The 14,029-nt window shown below is 67.3% G+C and carries 12 protein-coding genes; 8 read left to right on the forward strand and 4 right to left on the reverse strand.

Annotated elements, in window-relative coordinates:
• Positions 1-65: 65 nt before the first annotated feature.
• Positions 66-650, forward strand: coding sequence for a Uma2 family endonuclease (locus tag D5S18_RS28790; RefSeq protein ID WP_120044256.1), 585 nt, complete (start codon positions 66-68; stop codon positions 648-650).
• Here D5S18_RS28790 and D5S18_RS28795 read toward each other — a convergent pair.
• Positions 631-1,932 (reverse strand): HAMP domain-containing sensor histidine kinase, encoded by a 1,302-nt coding sequence (locus D5S18_RS28795; protein ID WP_120044257.1) that lies wholly within the window; start codon positions 1,930-1,932, stop codon positions 631-633. The genes D5S18_RS28790 and D5S18_RS28795 overlap by 20 nt on opposite strands.
• Entirely contained in the window at positions 1,929-2,618 is a 690-nt protein-coding gene (locus tag D5S18_RS28800) for a response regulator transcription factor (protein ID WP_120044258.1), read from the reverse strand. The genes D5S18_RS28795 and D5S18_RS28800 overlap by 4 nt, the downstream gene beginning before the upstream one ends.
• A gap of 359 nt (positions 2,619-2,977) precedes the next feature.
• Between D5S18_RS28800 and D5S18_RS28805 the strand changes: the two genes are divergently transcribed.
• Both D5S18_RS28805 and D5S18_RS28810 read left to right on the forward strand, forming a co-directional pair.
• Positions 2,978-5,377: a hypothetical protein gene (locus D5S18_RS28805; RefSeq protein WP_120044259.1), complete on the forward strand. Its 2,400-nt coding sequence runs from the start codon at positions 2,978-2,980 to the stop codon at positions 5,375-5,377.
• A gap of 73 nt (positions 5,378-5,450) precedes the next feature.
• Positions 5,451-7,250, forward strand: a complete 1,800-nt coding sequence (locus tag D5S18_RS28810) for a dynamin family protein (RefSeq protein ID WP_120044260.1) — start codon at positions 5,451-5,453, stop codon at positions 7,248-7,250.
• Between the two features lie 29 nt (positions 7,251-7,279).
• On the opposite strand, the gene D5S18_RS28815 is transcribed toward D5S18_RS28810, so the two are convergent.
• Complete coding sequence (locus tag D5S18_RS28815; RefSeq protein WP_120044508.1) at positions 7,280-9,205, reverse strand: glycoside hydrolase family 15 protein; 1,926 nt, start codon at positions 9,203-9,205, stop codon at positions 7,280-7,282.
• 272 nt (positions 9,206-9,477) lie between these two features.
• Between D5S18_RS28815 and D5S18_RS28820 the strand changes: the two genes are divergently transcribed.
• On the forward strand, positions 9,478-9,762 hold the full coding sequence (locus tag D5S18_RS28820; protein WP_120044261.1) for a hypothetical protein: 285 nt from the start codon (positions 9,478-9,480) through the stop codon (positions 9,760-9,762).
• A 104-nt stretch (positions 9,763-9,866) separates the two neighbouring features.
• Here the strand turns inward: D5S18_RS28820 and D5S18_RS28825 are convergent, their stop codons facing one another.
• Positions 9,867-10,928, reverse strand: a complete 1,062-nt coding sequence (locus D5S18_RS28825) for a M48 family metallopeptidase (RefSeq protein ID WP_120044262.1) — start codon at positions 10,926-10,928, stop codon at positions 9,867-9,869.
• Between the two features lie 88 nt (positions 10,929-11,016).
• Between D5S18_RS28825 and D5S18_RS36285 the strand changes: the two genes are divergently transcribed.
• The 4 genes from D5S18_RS36285 to cysW all read left to right on the forward strand — a co-directional run bounded on the left by D5S18_RS36285 (position 11,017) and on the right by cysW (position 13,990).
• Entirely contained in the window at positions 11,017-11,106 is a 90-nt protein-coding gene (locus D5S18_RS36285) for an Ms4533A family Cys-rich leader peptide (protein ID WP_345789819.1), read from the forward strand.
• Between the two features lie 177 nt (positions 11,107-11,283).
• Complete coding sequence (locus D5S18_RS28830; RefSeq protein WP_120044263.1) at positions 11,284-12,324, forward strand: sulfate ABC transporter substrate-binding protein; 1,041 nt, start codon at positions 11,284-11,286, stop codon at positions 12,322-12,324.
• A gap of 50 nt (positions 12,325-12,374) precedes the next feature.
• Positions 12,375-13,187, forward strand: coding sequence for a sulfate ABC transporter permease subunit CysT (gene cysT, locus D5S18_RS28835; protein WP_120044264.1), 813 nt, complete (start codon positions 12,375-12,377; stop codon positions 13,185-13,187).
• A complete protein-coding gene (cysW, locus tag D5S18_RS28840; RefSeq protein WP_120044265.1) occupies positions 13,184-13,990 on the forward strand; it encodes a sulfate ABC transporter permease subunit CysW in 807 nt (268 codons plus the stop codon). Before cysT ends, cysW begins: the two co-directional genes overlap by 4 nt.
• The last annotated feature ends 39 nt before the right edge of the window (positions 13,991-14,029 follow it).

Genomic DNA, 14,029 nt, shown 5'->3' on the forward strand with positions numbered 1-14,029 from the left:
GTTGGGGGTATCACCCTTAAGGCAGGATCCCTATGACAAGCGGTGCGCGACCCAGGAGGAGGCCCATGACTGCGGTGCACGAGGACCAGCTCCTCGCTTCGGAGTTCGAGCCGATCGCTCGTGCCGTCGAGCGTGAGACCGAGGGCCTGCGCGTCGAACTCATCGGCGGACGACTGGGGGTCAAGGCTGTGCCGGACGGGGATCACAACCGGATTCTGAACTGGCTGTTACTGATGCTTATGCCGTTGAGTCCCCGGTTGTTCCTACATATCGCGGGTCAGGGACTCGTGGTCGGCGCGTACCGCAAGGGCCGTGCTCGGCCCGATGGGGTGCTGGCGCCGATGGATGCGTTCGTCGGGTACGGCGAGTGGGCACCGGCCGACGCGGTCGCGATGACGATCGAGGTCACCTCGCACGATTCTGACACCAACCGGCGCGATCGGGTCGAAAAGCCCGCGGCCTACGCTCAATCGGGGATTCCGATCTATTTGCTCATTGATCGGGACGCCGCTGAGGTCGTGGTGCATAGTCGCCCCGATGGCGGGCGCTATCAGGATGTGCACAGCTATGCCATCGGGCTGGAGATCACCTTGCCGGAACCGGTGGGGGCCAGCTTCGACAGTGGGCCGCTCAAGGATTGGGTTGGCTGAGGTCTGGGTGGAGGGGGATTCGGAGGTTTAGGCGGGTGCCGCCGAGGGGGGATTCGGTGAGTTCTGCGGCGCCGCCGTGGAGTTCGGCCTGTTGGCGGATGAGGGCCAGGCCGAGGCCGGAGCCGGGGGAGCCGGGGCCTTTGATGAAGCGGTCGAAGGCTTTGGTGCGCAAGGGGAGTGGGATGCCCGAGCCGTTGTCGTCGATGCGGATGTCGACGGCGTCGGGGGTGGCCGCGGCGGAGACGATGACGGTGTCGGCGCGGCCGTGCTGGACGGCATTGGCGATGGCGTTGGCGGCGATGAGCATGATGCCGCCGGGGATGCCGGTGACGGTGGTGGGGGTGCAGGCGGCGAATTCTATGCGGGTGTCGGGGTGGCGGCGGCGGGCGTCATGGACGGCGCGGTCGAGGGTTTCGCACAGGTCGAAGGGTTCGTAAGCGTCGGATTCGGTGAGTTCGCCGATGGCGAGGCGTTCGAGATCGGTGAGGGTGGTCTCGATCCGGCGTTCGGTCAGCAGGACATCGGCGAGGATGGCGGCATGCTGGTCGGCGGGGATGTCCTTGGTGGCCAGCACTTGCAGGTCGGTGCGCAGCGAAGTGAGCGGGGTGCGCAGTTCGTGGGCGCAGACGGCGGCGAAATCGCGGGCGCCCGCCAGGGCGTTGGTGGTGGCGGTGTGGGCGGCCTCGAGCCGGGTGAGCATGCGGGTGATCGCGTCGGAGAGTTCCTCGGCCTCGCGCGCGCCGCGTCCGGACAGCGGCGGGAGCGCGTCGAGGGTTTCGATACCGTGCGTGGCGGTGGCCAGTCGGCGCAGCGGGCGCGCCGCGTAACCGGCGAGCAGCCAGCCGAGCACAGCGGCGAGCAATACCCCGGCGACACCGATCGCGACACCGAGCAATTGGCTCCGCTGTACCGCGGTGGCGACCCGATCCCGGTCCGGGCTCAACGCCACGGTGATACCGGGGAGACCTTCGACACTGGCGAGGGTTTCGTCATGCGGTGCGGAGTTCGCCGGTGCGGGTGCGGTATTCGCCCGGATTCCTGGCGATGGCGCCGAATCCGCCTGTGCGGGAGCATGCGGGGGATTGGCGGGTGCGAAGGACTGTGGTGCGCCGGGCGGACGCACCACCGCCACATCGATCGAATGCAGCGTGTCGTCGAGTTGCCGTGCGCCCGCCGCGCCGAGCAGCGCGGTGTAGCTGATGCCGAGGGTGAGGGCGACGAGGGCGGCGACCGCGCCGGAGACCAGCGCGACCCTGGTGCGCAGGGACGGTGATCGGCTCACGGTTGCTCCCGCAGGACGAAGCCGACGCCGCGCACGGTGTGCACCACCCGCGCGGCGCCGGAGGATTCGAGTTTGCGCCGCAGGTAGGAGACGAAGACGTCGACCACATTGGTGTCGGTGGTGAAGTCGTAACCCCATACGGCGGAGAGGATTTGCTCACGGGTGAGCACGATGCCGGTATTGGTGGCGAGCAGGGCGAGCACCTCGTATTCGCGTTTGGTGAGGTCGACGGGAACACCGCGTGAGAGCACCCGGCGGCCGGCCGGGTCGATGCGTATCTCGCCGATGAGATGTTCGCCGCCGTGGCGTTCGGGTGTGGTCCGGCGACGCAGCAGGGCATGCAGTCGGGCGACGAGTTCGCCCAGGTCGAAGGGTTTGGTGAGGTAGTCGTCCGCGCCGCGTTCCAGGCAGGCGATGCGGTCGCTGACGGCGGTGCGCGCGCTGAGTACGCAGATGGGTAGGTCGTTTCCCATGGCGCGCAGTGCGGTGACGACCCCTACCCCGTCGAGCACCGGCATATTCACATCGAGCACCATGGCGTCGGGGGCGCTGTCGCGGACCTTGGTCAGTGCCTCGGCCCCGTCGGCGGCGGTGACCACCTCGAAGTCGGAGAGTTCCAGGCCGCGGCGCAGCGAGGTGAGCACTCGAACCTCGTCGTCGGCGACCAGGATTCGGCGTCCGGTCATGGCGTCACCCTATGGCGGGTCATCCGGTGTGTTCTCCTTCACGGTACGGGGTGATTCGGCGAATTCGACGGTAGGGCAGGGTGCTTCAGCATCGATTGAGCAATCATTAGAGATCTCTGAGTTTTCCGAGTTGGGTCGGGGGGCGGATTGCGTGGGCAATCGTCGTGCGTATCCTGGATGGCGAGCTGAGAATGCGTCCAGTACGGAAGTCCGGTAAATAAGGGGCTTCCGTTCTGCTTTCACGGCCGGCAAGGTGTCCCCTGAACTGTGGTTGTCGGGGATTTCCAGATATCGTTAAGTGATCTTCCCTCGGGTCGCCCGAGCGTATGAGGATGCTTGATGGCGAGAGTGGAGCTTGTATGACGCGTGACCTGCCCTGGAAAAAGACTGCCGAGGCAGCCGAGGCTGTCGATGCCGCCGAGACGGGCGAGGCCGCGAACGATACCGCCTACCGGGTGGCCACCGGCGTCGCGCGAGTCACCAGGGCCGGTGCGATCGTGACCGGCGGCGCGCTGGTGGCGTCGGCCGGAGCCAACCACTCGGTCTCCGGATCTTCCCGACTCGACAGTTGGAATACCGGTTGGGGGCATGGCGGCGACCCGGAGGCGGGGACGCCCAGCCCGGTGGTGACCTATCCGGATCCGACGCCCGAAACCGTCGCGCCACGCCACAGCGCCAATCAACCTCTCGCCAACCAGCCCGTACATGACGGGACCTTCGGTCTGCACGGTTCGGGTCCAGGCGGATTGCCGGTGCCCGGAATCGACTACGCCGGAACGGACGCGGGCATGCACCTGCCCGGCGCCTACCCCGGCGAATCCGGATTCGGTGTCCCCGGAATCGGGCCGCAGCAGAGCTTCGGGATTCCAGGTCAGTCCGGGGTGGGCACCGATGCGATACCGCCGATTCCGGGGACCTCCGGCGGCAGCGGTATGTCGATTCCCGGCACTTCGGGTGGCAGTGGCATGTCCATCCCCGGCACTTCGGGTGACGGTCCGTCCATTCCGGGCATTCCGGGCATTCCTGGTGATGGTGGTCTGTCCATTCCGAGTATTCCGGGCACCACCGATGATGGTGGCTTCTCGATTCCGGGCACCCATTCCTCGCACGCGCACGATCCCTGGGGCGGGCACAGCGCCTTCGACCAGCCCGGCGGATTCGGTCTGCCCGGACACGGGCTCGGCGGCACCGGTTTCGGAATCACGGGAATCAATGGCATCGGGGCGCCGGACCAGGGCCAGGCATTGCCCAACCACGCCGGCAGTGCGTTCGACGGTATCGGTCATTCGGACGGTGTCGGCGTATTCCTCGGTACGGAGACCCACTTCAATGCCGGGATCGGTCCGAACGGGATCTACGTGCACGCCGATATGAAGGTGGACTTCGCGGTTGGGCGGGTCGGCGATCAACTCGACCACTTCACCAATCATCTCGGCAGTGCGCTGCCGAGCCAGGCCGGTTCGCCCTTCGCCACCGATCATCAAAACAGCCAGGGCTACGCGAGTGGTTTGTCCGGCGGATCCGGACAAACGTCGAATGTCTCCCAGACACAGGGTGTTTCGCCGACGGTGGGACAGACCCCGCAGTCCGCGACATTCGGTCAGCCGCAAGCGGCCGGTCAAACCCAAGCCGCGGCCCAGCCGCAGGCACTGAGCCAGCAGGCGACGCAACCGCAGGCGCTGAGCCAACCGCAGCCGGTCTTCCAACAGCCCGCCGCGTCGACCCAGTTGGCCTCCACCCAGGTCGCCCAGCCGATCGCGCCGACGGTCCCCATCGCGCCCGCCCCGGCGCCGGTAGCCGTGGCCCAGCCGGTGGTGACGACCCCATTGCAGACCACCATCCAGCCGGATGCCGCACACGCGCCGATCGCGAATGTGATGGGCGCGCAAAACGGACCCTCCCCGCTGACCGCGCCCGCCGCGGCCGTGCCCGCGCTGTTCGATCACGGCATCAAACCGACCCTGGTCAAGCCGACGCAGCCCGTCGACCACACGGTCACCGATCCCACCACGCGACCGAGCACCGCGCCGACGACCGCCACCCCGTCGACCGGCAAGGTGCCGCCGCCGGTGGTGCCGAGCACCGCGCCGGAGCCGTCGATCCCGCGCACGCAGGATCACACCGGCGTGACCACCCCGGTGGTTCCGGTCAACCCGACCCCGATCGTCCCCGATACGGAGGGCGGTGTCACCAAGGTGCCGGGCACCCATGTGGGCGTTACTCCGACACCGGGCGCGGGCACTACCTCCGGTGACGGTGAAACCTCCGGCACCGGAACGGGTTCGGTGCTCACACCCGCGAGCCCGCCCACCCAGGGCGGCGGCGCGAGTCAGCACCCGCAGCCCACTCCGGCCCATCCGCCCGTGGTCACACCCCAGACCCACGATCCGCTGCCGAGCACGGTTCCGGTGAATCCACCGGTCCAGGTGACTCCGCAGCCCGCGCCGATGGATCCGGGACACAATGTCCCGACCATGCATCCGCAGCCGGTCCCACCTCCGGTGACCCCGGTGGTTCCCGCGCAACCGGTCGTCCCGGTCAAGCCGTTGCCGACGTTCAACACCCAGCCGCACGCGGTCGCGGATTCGGATACGGTCTTCCAGGTCGCCGCGCCCGATCCGGGGCTGTACGCGCTGCATGTGGTGGACAGCTACGGGCACGGCCTGATGACCGGATCGCTCTCCGGTGCGCTGCTGCCGGATGCGACCATTGCCGAGACGCATCACCCGGTTGTCGGACCGGATATCGTCCTGATGTGAATCCGGCTGGGGCCGTTGAGGTGTCGCGATCGCGACACCTTTCATCGCGAGTGAACCACTGTAAGGAGGAGGGTTGTCTGCCGCTGCCGGGATTGAGGCCGCGACGGTGAAGCATCCGGACGCGATGGCCCCGGTGCTCCGGATCATCGATGAACTGCGGGAGATGACTCGAATGACCGGTCGGGAGGATCTCGGCGGTCGGCTCGGTATGGTCCGGGCCAGGGTGAGCGATCCCAGGGTGCGGTTGGTGGTCGTCGGCGAGGCCAAGAGCGGTATGAGCACCTTGGTGAACAGCCTGGTGCGTGCGCAGGTGAGCGCGACCGACAGCGAGTCGAGCGTGCCGGTGATCGTGGAGTACGGCCCGGAGTCCACGGCGACACTGGTGCGTGCGGTCAACGGGCGCACCGAGCGTCAGCAGGTGGATCCGCTGAATCCCGGACCCGCGCTGAACGCGGCGGGCGTGATTCGCGCGGAGTTCACCGAGCCGAGTCGACTGCTGGCCGATGGCATCGTGGTGATGGACGCGCCCGGCGCGCGCGGTGCGGACAATACGACCTGGTCCATGATCGCCGCCGCCGATGTGGTGTTCTACGTCGCCGACGCGGGCAAGGAGCTGACCCCGGCGCAGGTGGCCTATCTGCGCCGCGTCGAACAGGTCTGTCCGACGGTCGTCTGCGTGCTGAACAAGATCGACCTGTATCCGCAGTGGTCGCATATCCAGCAGCGCAATCGGGATCTGCTCGACGCCTCCGGACTCGGGTTCGCGGTGGCCCCGGTCTCGGCGCTACTGCATCGGCAGGCCGGCGCGACCGGCGACTATCAGCGCGATATCGAATCCGGTGTGCCGCAGTTGATGGACCATCTGCGCGATTACATCGTGGCCCGTGCTGACGAGGTCGCGGTGACGGCTGCGGTGCGGGATATCCGGTTGATCTGCGATCAGTTGGCGCAGACCATGCGCGCCGAGGCCGATGGACTCGGTGATCCGCGCAGGCGCGGCGAACTGACCCAGCGGCTGACCGCCGCCCGCGCCGAGGCCGACGAGTTGCGCCAGCGCACCGCCACCTGGCAGGTGACGCTGCTCGATGGTGGCACCGAGCTGATGGCCGATGTGGAGCACGATCTGCGCCATCGCCTGCGCACCATCGTGCGCACCGCCGAGACCGAGATCACCAAGACCGATCCGGCCCGGCGCTGGAAGGAGTTCGGCGCGGATCTCGATGCCAGGATCGCCGAGGCGGTGGCGGAGAATTTCGAGCTGGCGCATGAGCGGGCGGTCGAGCTGTGCGAGCAGGTGGCCGCGAAATTCCCGGCCGATCACCGCTCGCCGCCCGCATCGGAGCTGCGGTTGAGCAATCCGGGTGAGGTGCTGGAACCGGTGCAGTCGCTGGAATCGCTGGAGAGCGCCGACGCCGGGATCACCGAGCAGTTCCTGTCGGCGCTGCGTGGCTCCTACGGTGGCATCCTGATGGTGGGTTTGGTGACCAGCCTGCTGAAAATGTCGCTGGTGAACTGGTATTCGGTCGGCGCGGGCGTGCTGTTGGGCGTCAACGCGCTGTGGGAGGTGCGGCGCACCCGTAAGCAGCGCCGTCGGGCCGAAGCCAAGGTGGCCGTCTCGCGTTTGATGGACGATGTGATCTTCCAGGTGAGCAAGGAGTCACGAAATCGGTTGCGCGCCATGCAGCGTGCGTTGCGTGATCATTTCACCGCGGTGGCCGACGCGGTGGGGCGCGATGCGGAGCAGACGTTGCGCGCCGCCGAGGAAGCCTACGCGCACTACGGCGATCGCGGCCCTGAGCGCGCGGCGGAGTTCGAGACCAAGCTCGGTCGTCTGCGAACCCTGCGCGCTCAGGCCGATCAGCTAGCCGCCTAGGGCCTGCTCTAGCCCTGCCCTAGCCCTTTTCAGCCGGGGTGCGCGGCCGGGCCGTGCGCGGGCTGGAACTGCCCGGCATGGCGCGACTCCTCGGCCCTGATCACATGCGTCACCGCATTGATCAGGGCCAGGTGGGTGAATGCCTGCGGGAAGTTGCCGAGGTGGCGGCCGCTGCGCGAATCGATCTCCTCCGCGTAGAGCTGCAATGGGCTGGCATAGCCGAGCAGCCGCTCGCACAGATGCCGGGCGCGTCGAATCTCACCGATCTCCACCAGCGCCGAGACCAGCCAGAACGAGCAGATGGTGAATGATCCTTCCGCGCCGCTGAGCCCGTCGTCGGTGGTTTCGGTGCGATAGCGCAGGACCAGGCCGTTCTCGGTGAGCCGGTCGGCGATGGCGAGTACGGTGGCCCGCACCCGGTGGTCGTCGGGCGGCAGGAAGCGCACCAGCACCACCAACAGCAGTGAGGCGTCCAGGGTTTCGCCGCCGTAGGTCTGGGTGAAGACGCCGTAACTGTCGACCCCGTGGGTCAGGATGTCGTCCTTGATCTCGTCGGCGATGGCGTACCACTCGGTGGCCCGCTCGAATTGGCCGTGCATCTCGGCCAGTTTCGCGCCGCGGTCCACGGCGACCCAGCACATCACCTTCGACGAGGTGAAGTGCTGTGGTTCGCCGCGCACCTCCCAGATGCCACGGTCGGGTTCGCGCCAGTGCGCGATGGCGGCGCGCACCTGCCGCTCCAGCAGCGGCCAGAGCGTCTCGGGGACCTGCTGGCGCGATTTCACGTGCAGGTAGACCGCGTCGAGCATGGTGCCCCAGATATCGTGCTGATCCTGGTTGTAGGCGCCGTTGCCGATCCGGACGGGCCGCGCCTGGTCGTAGCCGGTGAGGTTGTCGAGGGTGGATTCGGTGATATCGCGCTCGCCGCCGATGCCGTAGAGCACCTGCAGCGGGACGGTGTCGCCGTTCTCACCCGAGGAGGCGTCGCGCAGGAAGGCGAAGAAGTCGTCGGCCTCCCGATCCAGGCCAAGGGTGTACAAACCCCACAGGGCGAAGCTGGAATCGCGCACCCAGGTGTAGCGGTAGTCCCAGTTGCGTTCGCCGCCGGGGGTTTCCGGCAGTGAGGTGGTGGCGGCCGCGAGCAGCGCACCGGTGGGCGCGTAGGTCAGACCCTTGAGGGTGAGTGCGCTGCGCTGCAGGTAGCTGCGCCACGGGTGGTCCGGGAAATTGCCGAGGGTGACCCACTGCCGCCAGTACTCGGTGGTCTGCCACATCTTTTGCGCGGCGTCCTGATAGGTGCGCGGTGCGGGCAGTTCCGACCAGGTGAGCGCGACGAAGACCTGGTCGCCCTCCTGCATCCTGGTGCGCGCCCGCGCCTCCCGACCTTCGAGTCCGAGCCGCAGATCGGTGGTCAGCACCAGGGTGGGACCGGCGGCCGGGTCGTCGCCGCGGGTGGCGGTGGCCTCCTCGTAGACCTTGCCGGTGTACTGCCAGTTCGCGCCGCCCCGGTGATAGTCGAAGGAGGGTTCGCAGCTCATCTCCAATTCGACCGTGCCATTGACGCATTTCACCGTGCGCAGCAGCAGATGTTCGGCATCCCAGTCCATCGGGGTGCGGCGATGGGTGCGGCTGCGCTGGTCGTTGTTGTGCCAGGGACCCAGGACCAGCGCGTCGCGCACGATGAGCCAACCGGTCTCGGTCTGCCAGGTGGTCTCGAGGATCATGCCGCCGGGCAGGTAGCGCCGCGCGGCGGGCACATTGACCCCGTACGGGCCGATGCGGAAGTGACCGGCGCTGCGATCGAGCATCGCACCGAAGACACTGGGCGAATCCGGGCGTGGCACGCACATCCACTCGACCGAACCATTGCTCGCGACCAGGCAGCTGGTCTCGCAGTCGGAGAGGAAGGCGTAGTCGTCGATCGCGGGGTAGACGGCCCGGCTCTGTATATCCATGAGCGGGCTGAGCACCGGCAGGTCGTCCGGCTCGGCTGTTGCCGCGTCCGATTCGGCTGTTGCCATGTCTGCTTCGGCTGTCGCAGTGTTTGCTTCGGCTGTCGCAGTGTTGGCTTCGGCTGTCGCCGCGGGGCTATCGAAATCCTCGGAAAACGCCATGCTGCCATGATTGGCCGCCAACAGCCCTGCGTCCACTGCGACATCCCCGGGTGTGCGGAGTTATCCACGCCCGCGACTCTTGGCTTGCGCCCGGCAGCTACTAGGCTGGGGATGTGCACAGCATCGCGGGTTGGTGGGACGGCTTCGAACTCTGGGTGGCGGGACTGCCCTTCATTCCGCAGTTCCTGGTGGTGCTGCTCGGCATGGTCCCGGTGAGTTTCGCGATCGCCTTCGCCCTGGACCGGGGGTTGCGGGCCGGGCTGCGCCTGCTCGGCCGCGACCGGATCGCGGCCCGTCGGGAGCATCCCGCCGAGCCGGAGATCACGGTGCCGTCCTCCCCGGCCGAGCTGATGGACCATGCGGCGCACCGGACCGTCGTGCAGAGCGGGGCGCGCTGATGCCGCGCTCGCGGGTGCAGTTGGCGCTGATCGGGCTCATCGTGCTGGTCATCGTGGCCTGGTTGGTGACCCGCTGACGGCGTTGATCGACCAGCCGAGGGCGCCTATTTCTCGTCGCCGCCGGTGCGCCAGTCGTTGAACCGCTTGCCGATCTTGGAGACCGCGTCGCCGACCTCATGACCGACGGTGCCCACCGCCGAACCGACATCGTGGCCTAGATTGCGCACGGTCTTGATCAGCGGATCCTCCGACTGGTCGAAGTTCTGCCGGTAGGTTCGGGCCGCCTCCTTGACCTCCTCGCCGATGCGGATATTGCGATCCTGGTCCCGGCGCGGGTAGTCGCCGCCGAGGACGCGACCGTACTCCCCGGATTGGATCCACCCGCGCAGTTCAGCGGCCCGCAGCACGGCGAACGGATGCGAGGCCAGTTCCAGGTTGAGCAGTTTCAGCACGCCGTCGCGCAGATCGCCCGATCGTTCGTAGTCGTCGGCCTGCATGAGGAACGCGCCGTGGTCCATCTCCTTGATCCAGGTGCCGCCCGCCGTCTTCATGTGCACCCGCACCGACGCTTCGACATCCTGGCCGCAGAGCAGGCCCGCGCGATCCCCCGACAGTTCGGATTTGCGGCTCCACTCCATGAGCGCGGCCACGATGGCGCGCAGCGCCCACCCGCCGACCGGCAGCCAGCCGATGGTGTCCGACAGGCGCAGCAGATGCAGCAGCATGGTCCGGTACACCGCGTGCCCGGATAGGGCGTGGCCGAGTTCGTGTCCGATGACGAAGCGCAATTCCTCGGTGTCCATCAGGTCGATCAGTCCGGTGGTGAGGACGATGAACGGTCGGTCCATTCCGATGGTGAACGCGTTGACAGCGGGGTCCTGCAGGACGAACATCTCCGGAACCGTTGCGGCGTCCAGGATTTCGACGCAGTCCTGACGCAACTGATGCAGTGAGCGGAACTGGCGTTCGTCGACCCGGACCGCGGTGGCCAGGTAGAGCAGCCGGTGCTGGCGCTCCTGGAGCAGGCCGGACAGGGTGCGCAGCACGGTGTCGAATCCGCCGAGGCTGCGCAGGGTGACCAGGGCGGTGCGGTCGGCGGGATGCTCCCAGGCGCGGGTGCTGATATCGGGGAAGCGGGTGCGGATGCGGTCGGGACTGTTGTTCACAGGTGTACCCCCAGGAGGTCGATAGGCGGTTTCGGTCCGGGATCGCGATGATTCGGACGCGTTCGTCGTGCTCTGCTACAGTCTGCCCGTGTCTTCGAGTGCCGTCCCGCAGGTCCGCCATGAATTGGCGTTGATCGCGGTCGGTGATCTCGCGGTCGCCGACATTCTCTGTCGCTGATCGAGATCGGCGCCTCCGCCCGCCCCCGTACACTGGCGTGCACTTTCGCGGACGTGCCGAATCCGACGACCTCGCTGTCGCCATCGCGCCACTGCCGCGTGTTCGGCACGGCAGGTCTCCCGAATCGACACAGCTTCGCGCCACCGGTGTCGGTGGTCACCAGGAAAGGCCCCTCCGATGTCCCGTATTCTCCGGATCCGACGAGGTCATCTCGCCGTCGCGCTCACCGCGCTGGTGGCCGTCGCGCTCACCGCGTGCGGTGGCGGTGCGAGCGATTCCACCTCGGCGGGCAGCGGCGACAAGAGCGGCGGGACCTTGAACCTGTACGCCTACGCGGTCCCGAAACCCGGATTCGACAAGGTGATCGTCGAGTTCAACAAGACCGAACCGGGCAAGGGCGTCCAGATCAATGGGTCCTACGGTGCGTCGGGTGACCAGTCGCGCAAGGTCAAGGACGGCGCCGAGGCCGATCTGGTCAACTTCTCCGTCGAACCCGACATCACCCGCCTGGTCGACGCGGGCCTGGTGGAGGCGAGCTGGAATGCCGACGCCACCAAGGGAATTCCCTTCGGCTCGGTGGTGGCCATTGCCGTGCGCAAGGGCAATCCCAAGGGCATCAAGGACTGGGACGACCTGCTCGAGCCCGGTGTCGAGGTGGTCACCCCCAATCCGTTCAGTTCCGGTTCGGCCAAATGGAATCTGCTCGCGCCCTACGCGGCCAAGTCCGACGGCGGCAAGAATCCGCAGGCCGGATTGGACTACCTGAGCCGGTTGATCTCCAAGGATCATGTGAAGGTGCAGCCCAAGTCGGGTCGCGAGGCCACCGAGACCTTCCTGCAGGGCACCGGAGACGTCCTGCTCAGCTATGAGAACGAGGCCATCTTCTCCGAACGCAATGGCGACAAGCTCGAGCATTTCGTCCCGTCGGTCACCTTCAAAATCGAGAATCCGGTGGCGGTGCTGAAGAACAGCCGCAATGCCGAGAAGGCGGTGGCCTTCCGCGAGTTCCTGTACACCCCGGCGGGCCAGAAGGCTTGGGCCGAGGCCGGTTTCCGTCCGGTCGATCCCGGTGTGGCCGCCGCGTACGCCAAGGATTTCCCGACACCGCAGAAGCTGTGGACCATCGCCGATCTCGGCGGCTGGAAATCCGTCGACAAGGAATTGTTCACCCCGAATACGGGTTCCATCGCGGTGATCTACGACAAGGCCACCAAGTAGGTTCGGATTCAGGACATTTCGTGACTGTGACAGATCGCGCCCCGCGCCGGATGGCCTCCTGGCTGCGGGTGACAGGTTCGGTCGGCCCGCTCGGGATCGGCACGGCGGTGCTGTGGTTGAGCGTGATCGTGCTGCTGCCCTTGGCGGCGCTGACGGTCTCCTCCTTCGAGCAGGGGTGGTCCGGCTTCTGGGCGGCGGTCAGCGCGCCCGCCGCCTTGGATTCGCTGCGCATCACCGTCTTCGTCTCGGTGCTGGTCGCGCTGGTGAATGTGGTGATGGGCACCCTGGTGGCCTGGGTGCTGGTGCGGGATCAGTTTCCGGGCAAGGCGATCGTGAACGCGCTCATCGACCTGCCCTTCGCGCTGCCCACCATCGTGGCCAGCATTGTGCTGCTGGCCCTGTACGGTCCGCAGAGCCCGATCGATATCCACCTCAACGCGACCCAGCCGGGCCTGATCGTGGCGCTGGCCTTCGTGACCCTGCCGATGGTGGTGCGTTCGGTGCAGCCGGTGCTCATCGAGGCCGACCGCGAGGTGGAGCAGGCGGCCCTGTCGCTCGGCGCGAGCGGTTGGACCACCTTTCGCCGCATCGTGCTGCCCACCCTCGCGCCCTCGATCATCTCGGGGGCCGGGCTGGCCTTCGCCCGCGCCATCGGCGAGTACGGGTCGGTGGTGCTGATCGGCGGCAATATTCCGCGCAAGACAGAGATGGCCTCCCAGTATATCCAGAAGCAGATCGAGATCGATCGTCCGGTGAACGCGGCGGCGGTATCGGTGGCGCTGCTGGTGATCTCGTTCGCGACGCTGCTGGCACTGCGGCTGCTGGCGGGGCGGGCCGCGCGGAAGGAACAGGCCACGCGATGAAACCCTCCGCGCTGACGCGCGTTTCGCTGCGGACGGTGGCCCTCGGCTACCTGATCGCACTGCTGCTCGTCCCGCTCGTCATCATCCTGTGGCGCACCTTCGAGCGCGGTATCGGTGCGTTCATCGATTCGATCAGCACGCCCGCGGCCATCTCGGCCTTCCAGCTCTCGCTGCTGATCGTGGTGATCGTGGTGCCGGTGAATGTGGTGTTCGGCGTCGTCACGGCCATCGCGCTGGTGCGCGGGCGCTTTCCGGGCCGAAACCTCTTGCAGGGCATAGTCGATCTGCCGTTCGCGGTCTCGCCGGTGGTGATCGGTGTCGCGCTGATCCTGCTGTGGGGTGTGGACGGTTGGTTCGGCGGGCTGGAACACCTCGGCCTCAAGATCATCTTCAATCTGCCGGGCATGGTGATCGCCACCATCTTCGTCACCCTGCCGTTCGTGGTGCGCGAGGTCGAACCGGTGCTGCACGAGATCGGCGACGACCAGGAGCAGGCCGCAGCCACCCTCGGCGCGTCGCGCTGGCAGACGTTCTGGCGGATCACCCTGCCCGCCATCCGCTGGGGCCTGACCTACGGCGTGGTGCTCACGGTGGCGCGTGCGCTGGGCGAATTCGGCGCGGTGATCATGGTGTCCTCCGCGCTGCCCGGCAAATCGCTGACGCTGACCCTGCTGGTGCACGGCCGCTACATCAACGACCACAACACCTTCGGCGCGTACTGCGCCGCCACGCTGCTCATGGGCATGGCCCTGGTGACCCTGCTGCTGATGACCCTCCTCGAACGGAAGCGAACCACGCGATGACCGCCGAGACCGAGTCCTGCGGGACTGCCACCGCCGAGC

It is taken from the genome of Nocardia panacis, assembly GCF_003598715.1.
GTDB classification, from domain to species: domain Bacteria; phylum Actinomycetota; class Actinomycetes; order Mycobacteriales; family Mycobacteriaceae; genus Nocardia; species Nocardia panacis.